The sequence below is a fragment of the Exiguobacterium sp. s78 genome (assembly GCF_018618985.1).
Lineage (GTDB): Bacteria > Bacillota > Bacilli > Exiguobacteriales > Exiguobacteriaceae > Exiguobacterium_A > Exiguobacterium_A abrahamii.
Window position 1 is genome coordinate 1,825,464 of sequence record NZ_JACSNB010000001.1, and the last position, 19,973, is coordinate 1,845,436.

Below are 19,973 nucleotides of genomic sequence, written 5' to 3' on the forward strand. Positions count from 1 at the left end.
CGACGATTTCTCATAATCTGACGTCAAACTGTCGGGCAACATGAATCGCAGACGTCGTCGCCCCAATCGTCCCGGCACCCGGAAAGATCGTGTCCCCGATTGCAAAGAAGTGATCGATGCCCGTACGGAACGGCGCTGCGAACAAGAGACTTGTACTCGGACGTTGCGGATATCCCCCGACTCCACCATCCGGACGGAACGTATAGCGTACCCACGCACCGGGTCCACCCGGATGGCGTTCGATCGCCTGTTGCACGAAGCCAGGAAACTGTTGTTCAAGAATAGCTTCGAAGATCGCCGACATCACCTCGACCTGTTCGTCGTAGCGTTTCCGGTCCGTCTTATCAAACGTACCAATCGGAACATGACATGACATCGTCAGCGTCCGCTGACCGGCTGGTGCACGTAACCGGTCGTCCGGACGGGAGAGGGAGATGAAGGCATGACCTGAAGGTAAGGACGGATCATGAACTTGCCGGAATGCTTCGTCAGACAAAATGATCGACTCCGGAATCGCCGCATAATACGTAAACGTCGCCCATTGCTGTAGCTTTTCTTGTCGCTGATACGTCCGTCGTAACGTTCGTCGCATATCCGAACTGACGACTTCCCTGATGCCTTCAAGCGGAACTGCGCAGATGACAGCATCAGCAAGCATCAAGCGTCCGCGACGATCCTCGATCAAGAAACCATCCGGTGTCTTTCGAATCGACGTGACTTTTCGCCCAAGGAGACAGGTTGCCCCGCTCGCCTCGGCTATCTCTTTCAATTGCTCGGCCAGTCGGTATAATCCACCCGGGACATAATAAGCACCTTCATGGTAAATCGATAAGGCGACGGCTCCTAGTAAAGCTGACGCCTCCTGTCCTGTCTGCATGCTGTCGAGTAAGATCCCGTCGATCACTTGTGCGAACAGCGTATCCGCTAGTCGATGTTTGCGTAACAGATGACCAATCGTCAGCGGAAAATATGGTAAGAGGACGACACTTCTCGTGTGACGGACTAACCGCCGGACGTCGGCTAAATCTTGAAGTGGCAATGCCGGCAGTTCTGCCATCAGTGGTCGAATCGCCTCGTGTATCTGCTCGATTTCAGCAAAGAATGCCCGAATCGACGATGCTTGCTCCGGAAAATGTGACGTCAATTCGGTTAGAAACACATCGCGATTTTGATAATAATGAATCAATCGTCCTTCGATGCGAATCGTCATGACGACGTCGAGTGGCTTGACCTGGTGCGTCACTCCGAGATGATCGAGCACACGGGCATGAATGCCACCCGGTTCAAATCCCATCCCAAGGGTCGCTCCAACTGGATACGTCAAGTCCCGGCGCGTGAACTTCCCGGCTGATCCTCCCCATTCACGGCTTCCCTCAAGTACCGTGACGGCATGTCCTTCTTGTGCAATCAATGCCGCAGCCGTTAGACCGGCAATTCCTCCGCCGACGATGACGACCTGTTTCATGATGGTTCCTCCTCCGTGACTCGATTTTCTTTAAACAGGAAATTGCGGATTTCGCGGAAGACCGGCTCCCGGCGATGAATCGTGAAGTGATCATACTTATAGGATTTCGTCTGGATGTTATCCGTGTAGTTCTCGAGTGCAAACGAACTCTTCAACGAAATCAGATTGAAGTCGCCTCCTTTGGCACCAAACGAATAGACGAGTACGTCGCGTGGCCACGTCTCAAGCCGTTGGGTCAGATTGTTCATCGCTGGAGAACCTTTCGCAAGATCACGTATGGCAGGACTGTTCGTATTCGTGCCGAGTGGCGCAAGTGTCAAGCCGAGCTTCGCGTAATCCGAACCAGCGATCGGTGAGTCGAGCGTCACGACTTTTCGGACGTGATACGGCATCTCCTCTTGGACCGTGTAGGCGACGACATCGACACCACCCATGCTGTGCCCAACGAGCTGAATATCGGCAAAGGTCGCTTTTTGTTTCGCATCGTAAGCTGCAATCGCCGCATTCAACCACTTTTGCTGATCGACAAGGCTTGCCTCATCATCTGCGAAGACGATTCGGACAAGTGGGTAGCCGGTCGATGATGGTTTGACGCTACAGGTCGCTTTCCCGGAACGGGTCACGTCACATCGACCGCCATCATCGGCGACTTTTTTATTCGTGAAGTTTTGAATCATCGGCACGAACGTCCGCTCCGTCCCGAATAACCCGTGGACGAGGAACGTCGGCACGATTTCACTCTTCCCTTGTGTGACGATTTGACGCGTTGGTGGCGGCGCACTCGACGTATCTTCCGCGAACACCCACCACGCGCCTCCCCCGACAATCAAACAGACGAGGAGCGAGATACTGATCGTCTTCAACTGTTGCCGGCGCAAGCGACGGACACGGTGAAAGACCCAGTAAAGGAATAATCCGACACCGATTAATAACACGATACCGGTAATGATCCAACCTGTCGGATTCGGTACATACGCAATCAACTGTAGCTGGTTGGCTTTCGTTCCGTATAATTTCCATGACACATCATGGTAATTCGACCAGTCGATCTTTTCTCCATTTTGGAGACCAATGACTTTTGGACCGTGGAGCTTGATCTCAATATCGGCTTGACGGATATACCGATCGGCGAGTTTCTTGACTTGTCCTGTCGGTTGATAGCCTTTGATATTCAAACGATCGATACTGAGATCGATGTTCGTATCAAGTCGATACGTATCAAACCAAAAACCATCCGATTTTTTCATGTCGAACTTCGTATCGGGTGGAATGAGAATTCCGCCAATCCCAGTCTTCCATTCGTCCTTGATCGATGTCATGTCCTTGAAGTTCGCGAATGTCTTCTGCATCCGAATCCCTTCGTAGTCATCCTTCGTCTTGAACGCCTTCGCTGCATAGCCGTTCTTTTCTGCCTGTTTGACATAACTATTCCAATTCGGATTTAGGTTCAGTAAACGCGCAACCGGATGTTCCTTCGCGGCATATGTCGTCTTTAAGGTAATACTCTGATCGGTATGGATCGTCGCATCGTACTGGATGCGAATACAACCCCCAAGGAGCAGCGTCAGCATCAAAAATGAGAGCAAAATCCCTTTCTTCTTCGTACTCATCAGGTCACATCCTTTCCTCATCTGTTATTCCCTATCTCGCAAAAGTAAAAACGGTCGACGTTGATTCTTTCGTCATGACGCACTTCAGGCAGCGGATCGCTGATCCGCTGCCTGAAAGTATGCGGACGCATTTCGTCCGTGATCGATATCAACCGATCAAGTTTAATTCACGACCGACTTTTTCGAAAGCTGCAAGCGCCGTCGTTAAATCTTCACGCGTATGTTCCGCCGTCACGATCGTCCGGACACGTGCTTTTCCTTTTGCAACCGTCGGGAAGGCGATGCCTTGAGCAAAGACACCTTCTTGACGTAAGCGGTCCGACAACTCGTGGCAACGTGCTTCATCCCCAACGATGACAGGTGTGATCGGCGTCGTCGACGTTCCGATGTCGAATCCAAGATCCCGGAGTCCTTGTTTAAAGAATTCCGTGTTTTCCCACAGACGATCGAAGAGTTCCGTCTCTTCCTCCATGACACGGAGCGCTTCCCGGTTCGCTTCGACGACTGCTGGTGGATGTGATGTCGAGAACAAGAACGGACGTCCTTTATGGATCAGGTAATCTTTGACGTGCTGTTCACACGCGACGTATCCCCCGAGGACACCGATGGCTTTTGAGAGCGTACCGACTTGCAGGGCAACACGTCCGTCAAGACCGAAGTGATTGACCGTACCGCGTCCCGCTCTCCCAAGCACACCTGACGCATGGGCATCATCGACCATGACGAGTGCGTCATATCGCTCGGCTAATTCAACGATTTCCGGAAGTGGTGCGATGTTTCCGTCCATCGAGAAGACACCGTCCGTGACGATAAGGCGCGTCCGCGCGTCTTGCGTTTCTTGTAAGGCCGCTTCAAGATCCGCCAAGTCGACGTGTTTATAGATCCGGCGTTTCGCTTTCGTCAGACGAATCCCATCGATGATCGAAGCGTGGTTCAACTCATCCGAAATGACGACGTCTTCCGGACCGAGCAGTGCCGATAAGACACCGAGATTCGTTGCGAATCCCGACTGGAAGACGAGTGCTGCTTCCGTATGTTTGAATGTCGCAAGTTCCCGTTCGAATGCTTGGTGCATCTCGAGTGTTCCGGCAATCGTCCGAACGGATCCTGTTCCAGCACCGAACGTGCGCGCTGCTTCCGCAGCTTGTTCAGCGAGACGTGGATGTGCTGCGAGTCCGAGGTAGTTGTTCGACGACAGTTGAATGAGTTCCTTCCCGTCGATCGTCACGCGGTTATGTTGCGCGCTCTCAAGTGCTACGAGGTTGCGGAACGTGCCCGCCTGTTTCATCTCTTCTAGTTCTGTCCGTAAGTGTTCAAATCCCATTAATTCGTCCCCCTTGGTTGTAATACGACTTTCCCGCATTTCCCTTGACGCATCAATTCAAATCCTTCTTCGAACCGCTCAAGCGGCAACGTGTGTGTGATCAACGGTCGGACATCGACTTTTCCGCTCGATAAGAAAGCAGAAACCTGGCTCCATGTCTCGTACATCTTCCGACCGGTGATCCCTTGGACCCGGACACCTTTAAAGACGACGTGGTTCGTCAAATCGATTTCGACCGGTTTGATCGGCAGACTGAGGATGTTGACGTCTCCACCTGCTGTCACCATCTCGAATGCTTGACGAATCGCAACCGGATGACCACTCATCTCACAGACGACATCAATCCCGTCGCCGTCCGTCATGCGTTCAATTCGCTCTAACACATCGTCATGACGTGAATCAATGACGACATCCGCCCCCATCGTACGCGCGAGTTCAAGACGATACGGATTGACGTCGATTGCGACGACTTCCGCCGCACCAGCTGCTTTAGCGACGGAGACCGCCATCAGACCGATCGGACCACAACCGACGATCGCGACCGTTTTCGCACTGACATCACTCGCAAGAACCGTATGGACAGCATTGCCCATCGGCTCTTGGATCGAGGCAATCCCTGCTGGCATATCTTCCGGGTTGACCCAGAGGTTTTCTTCCGGCATGACGACGTATTCTGCAAAACAGCCTTGTGTATCGACACCGATGATCTTCGTATTCTTACAGATGTGATATTGCCCACGAAGACACTGTTTACATTGATGACAGACGATATGTGTCTCCGCCGAGACACGGTCACCGAGTTTCAAGCGTTTCGTGCCTTCTCCGAGCTCGACGACTTCGCCCGAGAACTCGTGACCGAAGACATACGGCGGATTGACACGCGAGGCTGCCCACGCGTCCCACTCATAGATATGCACGTCCGTCCCACAGATCGATGTTGCCTCGACTCGAATCAAGACTTCTCCACGACTCGGTACGGGTACCGGTACTTCTTTGAGTGCCGCACCGAACCCGCGCTCTTCTTTGACGAGTGCACGCATCGTTTTCGTCGTTGTCGTCTCTTCTACCGTCGTTACTAATTTCGTCATCTTTCCCCGACTCCTTCGCGGAAGTTCACGTTTATTTATATGTGGCGAACTTCCAAATGTTTAGCATCCCCAAAAAAACCAAACACATCTTTCCTCTATCTTACATGAATTCCGCTGCCAGTTTACCGAATGTTTCTTCGTTTAGCTCAAGATCCGCGTACGCGAGACCAGATTCTTGATACCCATCGATTTGTGACTGGTAATCAGGACGTGTTTCATCCTGATAGATCAATCCCATGACGAGTCCGTCGTGAGCATGAACGGTCTGTTTCGCAAGATCCAAGTTCGACGGATCGTATCCTTCGATATCGGACAGCTTCGTCAAGTTCTGTTTGAACCAATCGTACGTATTGACCTTGTTGAACGTGACACATGGACTGAAGACGTTGATGAAGGCAAATCCTTTATGTGCCGTCGCTTGCTCGATCAATTGCGTCAAGCCCTTCAAATCATTCGAGAAGCTTTGAGCAACGAACGTCGCACCAGCCGTCAAGGCGAGTTCAACGGGTGAAACACTCTTTTCGATCGACCCTTTTGGCGTCGATTTCGTCTTGAATCCAGGTGCAGAAGTGGGTGATGTCTGTCCCTTCGTCAAGCCGTAAATCTGATTGTCCATGACGATGTACGTCATGTCGACATTGCGCTTGAATGCATGGATCGTATGTCCCATGCCGATTGCAAATCCATCACCGTCGCCACCAGACGCGATGACCGTCAATTCGCGGTTCGCCATCTTGACACCTTGGGCGATCGGAAGGGACCGTCCATGAACGCCGTGGAAGCCATACGTATTGATATAACCGGAAATCCGACCAGAACAGCCAATCCCGGAAATCAATGCCAACTCTTCTGGTTCGAGACCGACGTTCGCGACAGCACGCTGAATCGCTGCTTGAATCGAGAAGTCTCCACACCCTGGACACCAGTTTGGTTTGACATCGTTTCTAAAATCTTTAAAGGTTGCCATGATATACCCCTCCTACGACCTGCTCGACGACCTCTGCTGGGTAGAACGGGTCGCCATTGAATTTCAGGATATGCTCGATCTTCGATGCATGTCCACAGTTCATCTGGATCAGCTTCGCTAGTTGTCCCGTTGCATTGTACTCGACGACGATGACTCGTTTTGCCCGCTCTAAGTGCGGCGTGACGAGCTCACTTGGGAACGGATGGACTTGACGGATATGCAAGTGATCAACCTTGATTCCTTGTGCTTCGAGTCGTGGCATGATCTCTTCGATCGTTCCACGTGTCGAGTTGAAACCGACGAATAAGATATCCGGTTCTGCATGATGCTCCGTTACGAGAACGGCATCCTGTAAGCGGAACGTGTTCAGCTTCCGAAGTCGCTTCGTCATCTGATCGACTCGGTTCTTCGTCGCTTCCGACGGACGCCCTTCCTCATTGTGTTCAACACCCGTTACATGATGAATCCCGTGCTTGACGCCTGGAATGACACGTGGGCTGATCCCATCTTCCGTCACTTCGTAGCGTTTGAAGTACGCTTTTCCTTCAAGTTCCGGTAAGTCTTCCTGAATCAACTTCCCGCGACGGATCTCAACGCGTGACATATCCGGTGGCTCAACCGATTGTTTTCCGAGCGACAGCATCAAATCCGTCAATAGAATGACAGGACATTGGTATTCCTCTGCGATATTGAATGCCTCTGCTGCATCGTAGAACGCTTCCTCGACCGTTGACGGTGCCAAAACGACCTTCGGAATTTCACCATGCGTGCTGTAGATCATCGCCATCAAGTCAGACTGTTCCTGTTTCGTCGGTAGACCGGTTGACGGACCACCTCGTTGTGTATCGACGATGACGAGCGGTGTTTCCGTCATCCCGGATAACCCGATCGCTTCCGCCATCAATGACAATCCTGGACCAGCAGATGCTGTCAAAGCACGGACACCTGCGTAGTTCGCCCCGATCGCCATCGTGACTGCCGCCAATTCGTCTTCCGTCTGGACGACCGTTCCGCCGAACTGCGGCAGTTTCTTGATTAAGTATTCCATGATCTCAGATGATGGTGTGATCGGGTAAGCTGCCATCAGACGCGCTCCACCGGCGATTGCACCAAGCGCGATCGCATCGTTTCCGATCATGAACATCCGTTGTTTTCCGTCAGCCGGTTCCAAGACGAACCGCTCGCCCTCTCCTGCAAGTGCTTCGAACGCTGCTGCACCCTCACGAATCGCCGCTAAGTTTTTCTCGACCATGTCTGGACCTTTTCGACCGAAAATCTGTTCGACGACGGCTTGGAAACGCTCTGGTGCAATGCCGAGAATCGCACTCGATGCACCGATCGCGACCATATTCTTCATCAATGCCGTACCGAGATCAGCTGCGATTTCCGTAAATGGAATCGCATACAAGGAAGCGCGTGCTTCGTCTGGATTCGTCGGATTGAATTTCGCATCCGCGATGATGATGGCACCTTGACGCAATTCATGGAAGTTAACATCGATCGTCTCTTGATCGAATGCGACTAAAATATCGAGATCATCGGAAATCGTCCGGACTTCCTGTGTCGCGACACGAATCTTATTGTTCGTATGTCCTCCCTTGATACGTGACGAAAAGTGACGGTAACCATACAGGTAATAGCCGAGTCGATTCAAGGCAATCGCAAAGATTTCGCCTGTTGATTCGATCCCTTCTCCCTGCTGACCGCCAACTTTCCATGATAACTGATTATACATCGACGTTCGCTCCTTCTCTGTCCCCTGAAATGATAGTTCTCTCTATCCTCCCTCATGATACCGATTTACCGGAAGTAGTACAATGCTCCCTCGGTGGAAAGGTGAGAAAATTTCGCGGACGTAGCAAAAAGACCATCTACTCCAGTCGAGTAAATGGTCTACTTGCAAATAGGACCTATGTCCAATTCGTCATCGTGGTTCGATGATGAGTTTGATGGCGGTTCTCTCTTCCCCATCAATCAAAATGTCTGTGAAGGCTGGGATACAAATCAAGTCGATGCCAGAAGGCGCCACGAATCCGCGTGCGATGGCGACGGCTTTGACAGACTGATTGAGCGCTCCCGCACCAATGGCCTGAATCTCGACGGAACCTCTCTCTCGAATGACACCCGCGAGTGCACCTGCTACCGCGTTTGGATTCGACTTAGCTGATACTTTCAGGACGTCCATGCGTGTACCTCCCCATCCAGAAATGGCAATCAGTCGAAGAATACTGACTGATCCGTCAGATGAATCCGTTCAATCTTCGTTGCTTTTTTGGTTGTGTCATCGATATGAATCAAGACTCCATTAAGTTGTTCCCGTCCTTCGGCAACTTCAAACCGTGTTGGGAGCTGTGTCTTGAATTTTCGTAGGACATCTTCCTGGCGCATTCCGAGTACGCCGTTCAGCGGTCCTGTCATCCCGACATCCGTGATGTAAGCCGTTCCTCCGTCAAGGACACGCTCATCTGCTGTCTGGACGTGCGTATGTGTGCCGACGACAGCTTGTACTCGACCGTCGAGGTGATAGCCCATCGCAATTTTCTCACTCGTTGCTTCCGCATGAACATCAACGAAGATGGCATCGACTTTTCCTTCGACTTCCGCAATCAGTGCATCGACGGTACGGAACGGGTCACCGAGTGGTGGTAAGAAGACCGTTCCCTGGACGTTGATGACGGCAATCTTTTTATTACCTGCTTTGACAATCATCATCCCACGACCTGGCGTCCCTTCCGGATAGTTTGCCGGACGGACGATTCGATCCGCGTCGTCGATCCAGTCAAAGATGTCGCGGTTATCAAACGTATGGTTCCCCATCGTGATCCCGTGGAATCCGAGTTCAAGGAATTGATGATAGATCGACTTCGTGATGCCGCGTCCGTGTGCTGCGTTTTCGCCGTTGACGAGCATGACGTTCGGGTTGTACTTCGCTTTCAAGCGTGCTGTGAATTGTTGTAGGATATGTCGACCGGGTGCACCGACGACGTCTCCGATGAATAAAATCTTCATTGCTGTTCCTCCGTTCATTAAAAAAAGTGGCGGTCGCCCGCCACTCCACTTATTTCGCGTATTCGACTGCTCGTGTTTCCCGAATGACCGTGACCTTGATGTGTCCCGGATAATCGAGTTCTTCTTCGATTTTTTTCCGGATGTCACTCGCCATCTTGTGAGCCAGTACGTCATCGACGACGTCAGGTCGAACGATGATACGGACTTCACGACCCGCTTGGATCGCAAATGATTTTTCGACACCGTCGAACGATTCCGAGATTTCCTCGAGGCGTTCGAGACGGCGGATATAACTTTCGAGTGTCTCTTGACGTGCACCTGGGCGAGCAGCAGATAATGCATCCGCAGCTGCGACCAAGACGGAAATGACAGATGTCGCTTCCGTATCTCCGTGGTGGGATGCGATCGCGTTGATGACAGTTGGATGCTCTTTGTACTTCGTACCGAGCTCGACACCAATCTCAACGTGACTGCCTTCGACTTCGTGGTCGATCGCTTTCCCGATATCATGCAGAAGACCCGCACGCTTCGCAAGCGTGACATCTTCTCCAAGTTCAGCTGCCATCATACCTGCAAGGTGAGCAACCTCAAGTGAGTGATACAGGACGTTCTGTCCGTAACTCGTACGGTACTTCAAGCGACCGAGAATTTTGACAAGGTCCGGATGAATGCCGTGGATCCCGACATCATACGTCGCTTCTTCCCCGATTTCTCGAATCCGCTCGTCGACTTCACGACGGGATTTGTCGACCATCTCTTCAATACGGGCCGGGTGAATCCGACCATCCTGAACCAATTTCTCGAGCGCCATTTTAGCGACTTCGCGACGAATTGGGTCAAAACCAGACAAAATGACGGCTTCCGGCGTATCATCGATGATCAAGTCGATCCCAGTCAAGGTCTCGAGCGTACGGATGTTGCGGCCTTCCCGTCCGATGATCCGACCTTTCATCTCATCGTTCGGTAAGTTGACGACCGATACAGTCGTCTCTGCGATATGTTCAGCGGCGAACCGTTGAATCGCAAGTGACAAGATGTTACGTGCTTTCTTGTCGGCTTCTTCTTTTGCTTTTTGTTCGATTTCTTTTTGAAGAATGGCTGCGTCATGTAAAGCAGCCTGTTTCGTCTCATCCATGATGATCGTTCTTGCCTCGTCTTGCGATAAATTCGCGACGCGGACAAGCTCTTGACGTCCCTGTTCATACAGGTCCTCTACTTTGCGCTCTAGTTCTTCAGCTTGATGCTTCCGTTTCGCGATCTCTGCATCACGTGTATTGATTTGATCTTCCTTACGGTCGATAGCGTCAACACGGCGATCGAGTGTCTCTTCTTTCTGGAGCAACCGGGCTTCTTGTTTCGCTAGCTCTTGGCGACGTTCACGCAATTCTTTTTCCACTTCGTTACGAAGTTTGAATGCTTCATCTTTCGCTTCGAGTACTGCTTCTTTTTTCGTTGCCTCAGCCGATTCACGCGCACGTTCGACGATTTTGTTCGCTTCCGTTTCTGCGCCTTGAATTTTCGCTTCTGCAATCGATTTCCGCAAGAAGTAGCCTACGATGAATGCGATCAGCAAAGTGAGGAGAAGTATGACAATCCAAGTCAGTGTACTCATGGGTTCACCTCCCCTTTGCAAGGTGTTTCTTAGTTCATTTCGGTATTTCATCGAAGCTGTCTAAAAAACGTACATCTATATTGTAAGGATAGCACTCGTTCATTGTCAACGAACGGACAGGAAAGAATTCCACTGTTTTCCTCTTTTACACTAAAAAAAGAGAGGATTCGCATGCGAATCCTCTCTAAAACGATTTATTCAGCAAATAGATCTTCTGGTTGTTCTGCTTCAAAATCAACTGGCTCTTCGCGATCGACGAGACCGTGGTGTTCACGAATCAAACGTTCGACCTCTGCTGCGACTTCCGGATGCTCGACCATGTATTGCTTCGCGTTCTCACGTCCTTGACCGAGACGCTCTGAGTTGTACGAGTACCATGCACCACTTTTTTGAACGATATCGAGGTCTGTTCCGATGTCGATCAACTCACCGACTTTCGAAATCCCGAGACCATACATGATGTCGACTTCCGCTTGTTTGAACGGAGGCGCGATCTTGTTTTTGACGACCTTAATCTTCGTTTTGTTACCGACGACGTCCGTACCGTTTTTCAACGCTTCCGCACGACGCACTTCTAAACGAACAGACGAGTAGAATTTGAGTGCGCGACCACCTGGAGTTGTTTCCGGGTTACCGAACATGACACCGATTTTTTCACGGATTTGGTTGATGAAGATGACGATCGTCTTCGATTTATTCGTTGCACCAGACAACTTACGAAGCGCTTGGCTCATCAAACGTGCTTGAAGACCGACGTGTGAGTCACCCATCTCGCCTTCGATCTCTGCTTTTGGTACGAGTGCCGCAACGGAGTCGACGACAAGAATATCGACCGCACCAGAACGAACGAGTGCTTCCGCGATTTCAAGTGCTTGTTCCCCAGTGTCCGGTTGTGACAAGAGGAGCTCATCGATATTGACACCGAGTTTGTTTGCATATGCTGGATCAAGCGCGTGCTCCGCATCGATGAACGCTGCTTGTCCGCCTTGTTTCTGAACTTCTGCGATTGCATGAAGCGCAACCGTCGTTTTACCTGACGATTCAGGTCCGTATACTTCGATGACCCGTCCACGTGGGTATCCACCTGCACCTAGGGCAATATCTAATGTAATCGATCCAGAAGAGATTACTGATACCTTCTGATCCGCATTTTCTCCGAGTTTCATGATAGAACCTTTACCGAACTGTTTCTCTATCTGGCGTAGCGCCATCTCAAGTGCTGCTTTACGATCACTCACGTAGCAGGCCTCCTTTTAATTATCTTACTGAGATTATTGTACTTCTTTTGAGACCGAATGACAAGCATTTTGCGAACATTTATTCGCATACTTGCACTTTGATCATTTTTCTCACTCTGATGCTTTTTCGAGATGTTTCAGTAGAAGGAAATAGGTATCCTTGACGGCGCGCAGTCGAATCATTCCTCTGTCGAACGATGGATATTGCCATTCGACGATCCGTGTTCCATGTGCGTCCGCAACAGCACAATAGACCGTTCCGACCGCTTTTCCGCTGTTGCTCGTCGGACCTGCTTCCCCCGTTAAGGCGACGGCGATATCGGATTGATACAGTTCCCGTGCCCCTTCAGCCATCGCGATCGCAACCTCTTTACTGACAGCAGTATGCTCTTGTAATAAATCCTCTGGTACCGATAACACGGCTTGCTTCGCTGCATCATCATAAACGACGGCGCTCCCACGCAACACTTGACTCGCACCGCTGACATCAACGAGACCACTCGCGACGGCTCCTCCCGTCAGTGATTCGGCGAGCGAAAGTGTCAATCCTGCTTCTTGATACCGTTTTAGAACGACTTCCGGCAGACTCGTCTCGCCATATCCATAAAAGTACATGCCGACTTCAGCAAGGACGTGTTGTTCGAGTTCATCGAGCATACGATCGGCTTCCTGTTGATCGAGAGCTTTAGCCGTCAAGCGCAACCGAACTTCAGCGAGCTCCGCATACGGTGCGACCGATGGATTTGTTGCTTCCTTGATCAACGTTTCAAGACGGTCGTTTAAAGCCGACTCCCCGATTCCGAAGAATCGTAATGTCCGAGAACGGATCGTTTCTTGACCGAACAGATGACTGAAGTGATCTTTGAGGATTTGCTTCATCTCGCGTGGCACACCGGGTAAGACGATATATTGGTGATGCTCCGTCTGAACCGACATACCAGGAGCAAGTCCTGCATCATTGCGTAAAACCGTCGCACCATCGATGATTAATGCTTGTTTCCGTTCGTTAATCGTCATCTCTCGTTGACGTGTCTTTAAAAACCCTTCGATACGCTCGTACGCCGCTTGATCGAGAACGAGATCACGTCCGAGGAGATCAGCGAGCACCTCTTTCGTCAAATCGTCTTCCGTCGGTCCAAGACCTCCTGTGATGACAAGGAGATCTGCCCGCTGTTGTGCCTGACGGAATGTTTCTTGCATCCGTTCGCGATTGTCACCGACGACTGTATGATAATGAACGTCAATTCCGGCACTCGCTAACCATTCGGAAAGGTACTGTGCATTCGTGTTCGCGATTTCCCCAAGGAGGAGTTCGCTTCCGACTGCGATGATTTCTGCTTTCATGTTGATTCCTCACCTTCTTGAAGTATAAGAAAAGACTGTTCGGTATGACGAACAGTCTAAATTGATCCATCTTACATGGATTTCGTAATTAACTTAATGTTTTTCGAGAAATATTCAACGCCTGAGTAGATCGTCAAGATCAAAGCAAGCCACATCGTAATATCTGCGAACGGAATGTTCCACATCGCAAAGATGATATCGTGCAACAAGTATGCCGTAATTGATGTCAGCTGGACCCATGTCTTGGCTTTGCCAGAGTTTCCGGCAGCAAGGACGATCCCTTCGTCAGATGCGACGAGACGAAGACCCGTGACTGCGAACTCTCGACAGAGAATGATGACGACGATCCATGCTGCGACGAATCCAAGTTCCACCAAGTAGACGAGAGCAGCTGCAACTAACATCTTGTCGGCAAGTGGATCCATGAATTTTCCAAAGTTCGTCACTAATTTTTGTTTGCGAGCGATATAACCATCGAGCCAGTCCGTCAGTGAAGCAACAAGGAAGATGATAGCTGCAACGAAGTGTGAGACGGGAAGCTCAGCTCCCAGTACATCCCACTGTCCCCAGTTCGGATCAATCGCAAGTACGATGACGAACACGGGAATTAATAAAACGCGTAATACTGTCAATTGATTCGGTAAGTTCATGTAACGCCCTCCTCCTTCATTTCGTATGTAAATGACATGCCATCTAAAAGAAGGCACGCCGAATTACGGCGTGGCTACTTTCTTTAGATAGATGTTTTGGACGAGAAGCGAACGGTTCAGTTTCAGTTCTTGGTCATTGACGACGATTTTATCAATCCCTTTAATCGAACCGATCCGGATGCGGATCAAGTCCGTCTTCGCGTCCTTCACGACGATCGGATTCGGATCCGATGCGTTGATGTGGTCTGGCGCGAGTGCTTCTCCTTCAAGTGATGTATCACGTACACCAACGAATGGCGACGGAGAGGCATCTTTCTTGATTTGAATCGAGACACTCATCGTATCTTTCGTTGCGACTTCATACGTGACATCTTGACCAGATGTCGACTTCGCAGCAAGTGCCTCTTTTTTAGGTTCTTCTTTTGTTTCTTCCTGTTTCGCCGGTTCTTCTTTCGGCTCTTCTTCCGTCTTCGCAGGCGCATCCGTCTCTTTACTTGGTGCATCCCCTTGATCGATCGTGACATCATTTTGCTTCGGTGCGGACGTCTTCGCCTCTTCGTTACCGTCAAGGAACGTCTGCAGACCATAATACAAGGCAGCGCCGATCGCAAAGATTAGAACGATGATGATGATGTTCGGAATCCAGCGTTTTGCAACGCTTTTCTTCGGAGCACTGGATTTCGAATACGTCGCGCGCCGTGACAGTTCAACGACCGGTTGTGCTTCCGGTTCCGGAAGATCACGTTTATAGGTCGTAAACACTTCATCGACGTCAAGACCGAGTGCTTCCGCATATGTCTTGATGAAGGCCCGGGCGTAAAAGGCTCCCGGCAATTGATCATAATTACCTTCTTCGATCGCGACGATGTAACGCTTTTGAATCTTCGTCGTCGTTTGAATTTGTTCGAGAGAGACACCAAGTGCCTCCCGTTGTTCTTTTAAGTAGGTTCCGAGCTCGGTCATCGGTAACACACCTTCCATTTTTCATACTTATTCAAAGTTGAACCAATCATTTCCACCATGGGAACGAGGCAGTTCAGTCACAATGATTTCTTCAGTCGTGTTGCGTAATTCAATGATGTAATCAAAATCATCCCACGTATACTCACTTGATTTGACGAACGCATCCGGATGTTCGACGATTTTCGTCGCCGGTAGACGCATGACTTCACGCAGGATTTGCCAGTGTCGTTCATCGAAATTTCGTTGTGACACTAACGCATCGATGATGTAGACATAATCACCCGTCCGCTCGTCGTCGAACAACGATGTTCGAACCGTCTGTTTAATCAACGTCGACGATAGGAACAGCCATTTCTTATTCGCACTGACGCTCGCTGCGACGATTGACTCCGTCTTGCCGACTCGTGGCATGCCGCGGACACCAATCAACAAGTGCCCATCCTGTTTACATAGCTCTGCCATGAAATCGACGAGAATCCCTAAGTCTTCCCGGACGAAACGGAACGTCTTTCGTTCATCACTGCTTTGATCGATATAGCGCCCGTGACGAATCGCGATTCGGTCACGTAGTTTTGGTTTTCGTAGTTTGATGACCTCTATGGTTGACATCGTCTTGAGAATAGCGGCGAGTCGTGGAATTTGATCCGGTTGTTTCGTTTGGAGCAACATACCGCGTCGTTGATGATCGACACCATTGATCGTCACGATCGAAATATGTAACATTCCCATCAACGAAGCAATGTCCCCGAGTATACCGGGACGGTTGACCTTTAATTCATATTCGAGATACCATTGCTCGAACTCACTCACGCGCCCATCCTCCTCTATCAATACGATTATCCATTCCTCATGTTAAATGATTTTTTGAAAAATGAAAAGCATTCCTGAACTGAAATTCCATCACCTACATCCACGCGCCATCTATTTTAAGGATGGCTCCGGACACATAACTTGATTCAGGTTGTACTAAGTAACGGATGGCAGAAGCCACTTCTTCTACTTTCCCGAATCGACCGGCTGGGATTTCAGCGATCGCTTGTTCCTTTTCATCTTCCGAGAAAATCGCGTTCATCGGCGTATCGATCCACCCCGGCGTGATCGCGTTGATGCGTCCGTGCATCGGTCCAAGTTCCTTACTGTATGCCTTGACGAATCCGAGCTGTGCCGCCTTGCACGTCGAATAGACGACCTCACCCGCGACACCTTGTTCCCCTAATACACTACTGATGACGACGATCGCAAGCTTCGACGTGAACGGTTTCGTCCGTGTTACGGTTTGGCTGATACGCATCAACGCCTCGACATGGATTTTCCAAAGTTCGTGCATTGATGTTGCCGATTGATCGAGCAACAGACCGCTATAACTCGTTCCGGCACAATGGACGAAGGCATCAACGACAGGTAATGCCGCACAAAATGCCTGCAAGTCCTCCTCGTCTGCTAAGTTCGCAGTCAGGATGTGGTGCTCGCCTTGCCACTCCTCTATCATCCGTTCTAAAACCGCTTGCTGTCGATACGTCTGAAGCACCAATTCATGTCCGGCGGCAGCGAGTTGTTTTGCTGCCGCAAGACCAATGGCGCCACTCGCACCGGTGATGAGGATTCGCATCACGCGTACGGTTTGACGATTGAGATCGCCCGGTTTTCAATGGCGAACAACTCGTCGAAACGGGCTTCAATCTCTTCTTTCGTAATCGAAGCAATCAACGTTGGAAGCGTGAACAGATTCGTACCGGCAAGTGCGTGACGCGAGAACTGATTCGCGATGAATTCCGGTGAATTCAAGGCACGGAGGAACTTCCCTTGCATCATGTTCCGCTTGCGTGTGACTTCGTCTTCCGTAAAGTCAGGACGTGTTTGCAGGAGCGTCTCATACGCTTGGATGAACTTGTCTGGATCTTCTGTCTCCATTCCAAACGTCGCAAAGGCGAACTCTTCCTCACTCGAGTAATCAAAGCTGAACGTATCGTCAATCAGACCGTCTTCATACAGTTCCAAATACGTCGATGATGTCTGATCGAACAAGAGATGTAACAGCAGTTCACTCGTTAACTCACGGCGGACTTGTGCCTCACCGCGAAGCGATTCGTCCTTGTAACCGATCAATACCTTAGGTGTCTTAACGTCGAGCTCGAGTTCAAAGCGTGGACGATGTACGCCATGCGGCTCTTGACCGTAATCTCGTTCGATTGCCGGGCGATCCGTATAGTCCTTCTTCGCCTGGTTCGCCTTGATCAATGCCAGTGTCTCTTCCGGGTCGATGTTTCCGACGACGAACAACACCATGTTCGATGGATGATAGAACGTACGGTAGCACGTGTACAAATCATCGGCTGTGATTTGATTGATCGATTCCGGTGTTCCCGCGATATCGATCCGGACTGGATGCGATGCATACATCGATTCGATCAGACCGAAGAACAGACGCCATCCCGGATTATCTTGGTACATCTGGATTTCTTGCGTGATGATCCCCTTCTCTTTTTCAACACTCTCCGGCGTGAAGTAGGGATCTTGTACGAAATCGATCAATGTCTCAAGGTTTTGTTCGATCAGCGACGTCGCTGAGAACAAGTACGCTGTCCGCGAGAACGAGGTAAAGGCATTCGCAGAGGCACCGAGACGACCAAACTCTTGGAAGACGTCCCCTTTTTCGGATTCGAACATCTTATGCTCGAGGAAATGGGCGATGCCGTCCGGTACCGTGATCCATTCCTCCCCTTTTTTGAATCGTTGATCAATCGAACCATAACGTGTCGTAAACGTCGCATACGTCTTTTCGTATCCTTTTTTTTGCAACAAATAGACGGATAAGCCGTTATCAAGCTGCTCGTGGTATACCGTTTCGTCTGTATCGTGATAAGTCAGTTGTTCCATCATGCTTCACCTCGCAATAGATATACGGCATCAAGATCGATTGCCGCTGCTAATCGAACGACGTCTTCACGTGTCGCCGTTTCAATGATATGAATCTCATCCTCCAGTGTCAGTCCACGCATCTTCGAACCATTCAACCAACCAATCAATTGACCTGGCTGATCAAGGATTTGACGGCGCGCATTGATCAACATCGCCTTCGTCTGTGTCAATTCTTCATCCGTGAACTGTCCTGCTTTCAAATCAACGAGTTGTTCCAAGATGATTTTCTCAGCACGTTCCGCTTCTTTCGTGTCGACCCCTGCATAAACATAGAGTGCACTGTTCAATGCCGCGTATCGTGAAGCCGCATAATACGCGAGACTCTCTTTTTCACGGACATTCATGAACAGTTTTGAATGCGGGAAGCCACCGAACAGACCATTGACGATTTGCATCCGAATCGAGTCAGCAGATGTCGGATCGACCGCTACCCGGTAACCAAGGTGCAATTTACCTTGTTTGATCGGTTGCGTTTCACTCGACCGTTTCACGCCATTGACTGCTTTTTGTGCCGGAATGTAATGACTGATTTTTTCAGAATGCGATGGCAAGAATGATAGAGCGTCTTCCATTTCCTCCTTCGTTACATGTCCGACGACGAAGACATCAATCCGGTCGTCTTCAATCATCGAACGGTATGTATCACGCAAGGATGACGGGGTGATCTGTTCGAGTTCTTCGAGTGTTCCAAGAGATGGCAACGCGACGGCTTCACCTGGTGCCATCAATTCGAGAAGACGTTGCTGTGCGTAGCGCATTTTATCGTCATATAGTGAACTGATCCGTAAGGCATGCAATCGTTTTTCTTGTTTGACGAACTGTTCACGGAAGCCACCTTCCGTCAAATCTGGATACAGCACCATTTGCTCGAGCAATTCGAGTGCTTCTTTTAACAACGACGGATGATGGACGAGTTCTCCCCGGACGACATCGAGTTGGAATGAGATGACATGCTCTTCTCCGAACTTCGACGCGTCCGCATAAAGTCCCGCATCATATAGTGTTTCAAGCGGCTCACGTAAAGCTTTCATCGACGGATAAGCGGCTGTCGATTTTTCCATGATGTACGGTAGGATTGCACGGCTTGTCAGCGTCTTCGCTTCTAACGGTGCTGAAAATGTGACGAGAATCGTCGTCGTCTTGAATTTGTCGGTCGGAACGAGATGGTAGCTCGTTCCTTCCTTTTTCCATGTGCTAAATGACTGACTCATTGCTCTCCATCCTTTCGTTTGAATACATGCGCACTGCGGACATATTCAATATCTGCTTTTTGTTTGACGGCATTCTCGTAACGGGCTGCTGTAAAGAAGAAGTCACTGAGTCGGTTGATGAACGGTAACAAATGAGCCGCTTGAGGAACATCGATCATCGAACGTTCAACGCGACGACAGACCGTCCGTGCCACGTGTAACGTTGCAGCTGCTTCCGTTCCACCAGGCAAGATGAACTTATCGAGCGGCGGTGATAACTCCGTTAACGTGTCAATCCAACTTTCTAAATCAACCGTCGCTTCTTGACTCAAACGTGACGGACGCGGTTCGACATACATTAAGTCACTACCACAATCGAATAAGGCGTGCTGGATCACTGTCAGTTGTTCCCGCACCTCGATTGATGATGCTTTCGTCCGGGCAAGTCCGACGAAACTGTTCAATTCGTCGAGTTCTCCCATCAAGCTGATCAAACGATCATTTTTTTTGACTCTCCCACCAACGAGAGATGTTTCTCCTTCATCACCAGACTTCGTGTAAATTTTCATTTTTCATTCACTCCTATAGCGAAAG

18 protein-coding genes are annotated in these 19,973 nt (G+C 50.1%); all 18 read right to left on the reverse strand.

Annotation, left to right across the window (positions count from 1 at the left end):
- Nucleotides 1–10: 10 nt before the first annotated feature.
- Entirely contained in the window at nt 11–1,465 is a 1,455-nt protein-coding gene (locus KNQ18_RS09505) for a phytoene desaturase family protein (protein WP_215084635.1), read from the reverse strand.
- Nucleotides 1,462–3,078: an alpha/beta hydrolase gene (locus KNQ18_RS09510; RefSeq protein ID WP_215084851.1), complete on the reverse strand. Its 1,617-nt coding sequence runs from the start codon at nt 3,076–3,078 to the stop codon at nt 1,462–1,464. The genes KNQ18_RS09505 and KNQ18_RS09510 overlap by 4 nt, the downstream gene beginning before the upstream one ends.
- Before the next feature lie 145 nt (nt 3,079–3,223).
- A complete protein-coding gene (locus tag KNQ18_RS09515) occupies nt 3,224–4,399 on the reverse strand; it encodes a glycine C-acetyltransferase (RefSeq protein ID WP_215084638.1) in 1,176 nt (391 codons plus the stop codon).
- The gene (gene tdh, locus KNQ18_RS09520; RefSeq protein WP_215084640.1) at nt 4,399–5,487 is read right to left on the reverse strand and encodes an L-threonine 3-dehydrogenase; all 1,089 of its coding nucleotides are present in this window, start codon (nt 5,485–5,487) and stop codon (nt 4,399–4,401) included. The genes KNQ18_RS09515 and tdh overlap by 1 nt, the downstream gene beginning before the upstream one ends.
- Before the next feature lie 100 nt (nt 5,488–5,587).
- Entirely contained in the window at nt 5,588–6,454 is an 867-nt protein-coding gene (locus tag KNQ18_RS09525) for a 2-oxoacid:ferredoxin oxidoreductase subunit beta (protein ID WP_023467707.1), read from the reverse strand.
- The gene (locus KNQ18_RS09530; protein ID WP_035398188.1) at nt 6,441–8,189 is read right to left on the reverse strand and encodes a 2-oxoacid:acceptor oxidoreductase subunit alpha; all 1,749 of its coding nucleotides are present in this window, start codon (nt 8,187–8,189) and stop codon (nt 6,441–6,443) included. The genes KNQ18_RS09525 and KNQ18_RS09530 overlap by 14 nt, the downstream gene beginning before the upstream one ends.
- 189 nt (nt 8,190–8,378) lie before the next feature.
- Complete coding sequence (locus KNQ18_RS09535) at nt 8,379–8,639, reverse strand: stage V sporulation protein S (protein ID WP_023467705.1); 261 nt, start codon at nt 8,637–8,639, stop codon at nt 8,379–8,381.
- Nucleotides 8,640–8,668: 29 nt separating this feature from the next.
- The gene (locus KNQ18_RS09540; RefSeq protein WP_023467704.1) at nt 8,669–9,463 is read right to left on the reverse strand and encodes a TIGR00282 family metallophosphoesterase; all 795 of its coding nucleotides are present in this window, start codon (nt 9,461–9,463) and stop codon (nt 8,669–8,671) included.
- A 49-nt stretch (nt 9,464–9,512) separates the two neighbouring features.
- Nucleotides 9,513–11,075, reverse strand: coding sequence for a ribonuclease Y (gene rny, locus KNQ18_RS09545; RefSeq protein WP_023467703.1), 1,563 nt, complete (start codon nt 11,073–11,075; stop codon nt 9,513–9,515).
- Nucleotides 11,076–11,269: 194 nt separating this feature from the next.
- Nucleotides 11,270–12,313 (reverse strand): recombinase RecA, encoded by a 1,044-nt coding sequence (gene recA, locus KNQ18_RS09550; protein WP_023467702.1) that lies wholly within the window; start codon nt 12,311–12,313, stop codon nt 11,270–11,272.
- A gap of 111 nt (nt 12,314–12,424) precedes the next feature.
- Entirely contained in the window at nt 12,425–13,657 is a 1,233-nt protein-coding gene (locus KNQ18_RS09555) for a competence/damage-inducible protein A (RefSeq protein ID WP_215084642.1), read from the reverse strand.
- A 71-nt stretch (nt 13,658–13,728) separates the two neighbouring features.
- Complete coding sequence (gene pgsA / locus KNQ18_RS09560; RefSeq protein ID WP_023467700.1) at nt 13,729–14,307, reverse strand: CDP-diacylglycerol--glycerol-3-phosphate 3-phosphatidyltransferase; 579 nt, start codon at nt 14,305–14,307, stop codon at nt 13,729–13,731.
- Nucleotides 14,308–14,370: 63 nt separating this feature from the next.
- Nucleotides 14,371–15,270, reverse strand: a complete 900-nt coding sequence (locus tag KNQ18_RS09565) for a helix-turn-helix domain-containing protein (RefSeq protein ID WP_050678534.1) — start codon at nt 15,268–15,270, stop codon at nt 14,371–14,373.
- Between the two features lie 27 nt (nt 15,271–15,297).
- Nucleotides 15,298–16,080: a DUF3388 domain-containing protein gene (locus tag KNQ18_RS09570; protein WP_023467698.1), complete on the reverse strand. Its 783-nt coding sequence runs from the start codon at nt 16,078–16,080 to the stop codon at nt 15,298–15,300.
- A gap of 94 nt (nt 16,081–16,174) precedes the next feature.
- Nucleotides 16,175–16,879, reverse strand: coding sequence for an elongation factor P 5-aminopentanone reductase (gene ymfI / locus KNQ18_RS09575; protein WP_215084644.1), 705 nt, complete (start codon nt 16,877–16,879; stop codon nt 16,175–16,177).
- Entirely contained in the window at nt 16,879–18,150 is a 1,272-nt protein-coding gene (yfmH, locus tag KNQ18_RS09580) for an EF-P 5-aminopentanol modification-associated protein YfmH (protein WP_235147631.1), read from the reverse strand. The genes ymfI and yfmH overlap by 1 nt, the downstream gene beginning before the upstream one ends.
- The gene (yfmF, locus tag KNQ18_RS09585) at nt 18,147–19,400 is read right to left on the reverse strand and encodes an EF-P 5-aminopentanol modification-associated protein YfmF (protein ID WP_023467695.1); all 1,254 of its coding nucleotides are present in this window, start codon (nt 19,398–19,400) and stop codon (nt 18,147–18,149) included. The genes yfmH and yfmF overlap by 4 nt, the downstream gene beginning before the upstream one ends.
- The gene (locus KNQ18_RS09590) at nt 19,397–19,948 is read right to left on the reverse strand and encodes a cob(I)yrinic acid a,c-diamide adenosyltransferase (RefSeq protein ID WP_029341191.1); all 552 of its coding nucleotides are present in this window, start codon (nt 19,946–19,948) and stop codon (nt 19,397–19,399) included. Before KNQ18_RS09590 ends, yfmF begins: the two co-directional genes overlap by 4 nt.
- Between the last annotated feature and the right edge of the window lie 25 nt (nt 19,949–19,973).

Bases quoted from the DNA above. Each gene is read 5' to 3' on its own strand.
- KNQ18_RS09505 (WP_215084635.1), bottom strand. From the start codon at position 1,465: ATGAAACAGGTCGTCATCGTCGGCGGAGGAATTGCCGGTCTAACGGCT.
- KNQ18_RS09515 (WP_215084638.1), bottom strand. From the start codon at position 4,399: ATGGGATTTGAACACTTACGGACAGAACTAGAAGAGATGAAACAGGCG.
- tdh (WP_215084640.1), bottom strand. From the start codon at position 5,487: ATGACGAAATTAGTAACGACGGTAGAAGAGACGACAACGACGAAAACG.
- KNQ18_RS09525 (WP_023467707.1), bottom strand. From the start codon at position 6,454: ATGGCAACCTTTAAAGATTTTAGAAACGATGTCAAACCAAACTGGTGT.
- KNQ18_RS09530 (WP_035398188.1), bottom strand. From the start codon at position 8,189: ATGTATAATCAGTTATCATGGAAAGTTGGCGGTCAGCAGGGAGAAGGG.
- KNQ18_RS09535 (WP_023467705.1), bottom strand. From the start codon at position 8,639: ATGGACGTCCTGAAAGTATCAGCTAAGTCGAATCCAAACGCGGTAGCA.
- KNQ18_RS09540 (WP_023467704.1), bottom strand. From the start codon at position 9,463: ATGAAGATTTTATTCATCGGAGACGTCGTCGGTGCACCCGGTCGACAT.
- rny (WP_023467703.1), bottom strand. From the start codon at position 11,075: ATGAGTACACTGACTTGGATTGTCATACTTCTCCTCACTTTGCTGATC.
- KNQ18_RS09555 (WP_215084642.1), bottom strand. From the start codon at position 13,657: ATGAAAGCAGAAATCATCGCAGTCGGAAGCGAACTCCTCCTTGGGGAA.
- pgsA (WP_023467700.1), bottom strand. From the start codon at position 14,307: ATGAACTTACCGAATCAATTGACAGTATTACGCGTTTTATTAATTCCC.
- KNQ18_RS09565 (WP_050678534.1), bottom strand. From the start codon at position 15,270: ATGACCGAGCTCGGAACCTACTTAAAAGAACAACGGGAGGCACTTGGT.
- ymfI (WP_215084644.1), bottom strand. From the start codon at position 16,879: ATGCGAATCCTCATCACCGGTGCGAGTGGCGCCATTGGTCTTGCGGCA.
- yfmH (WP_235147631.1), bottom strand. From the start codon at position 18,150: ATGATGGAACAACTGACTTATCACGATACAGACGAAACGGTATACCAC.
- yfmF (WP_023467695.1), bottom strand. From the start codon at position 19,400: ATGAGTCAGTCATTTAGCACATGGAAAAAGGAAGGAACGAGCTACCAT.
- KNQ18_RS09590 (WP_029341191.1), bottom strand. From the start codon at position 19,948: ATGAAAATTTACACGAAGTCTGGTGATGAAGGAGAAACATCTCTCGTT.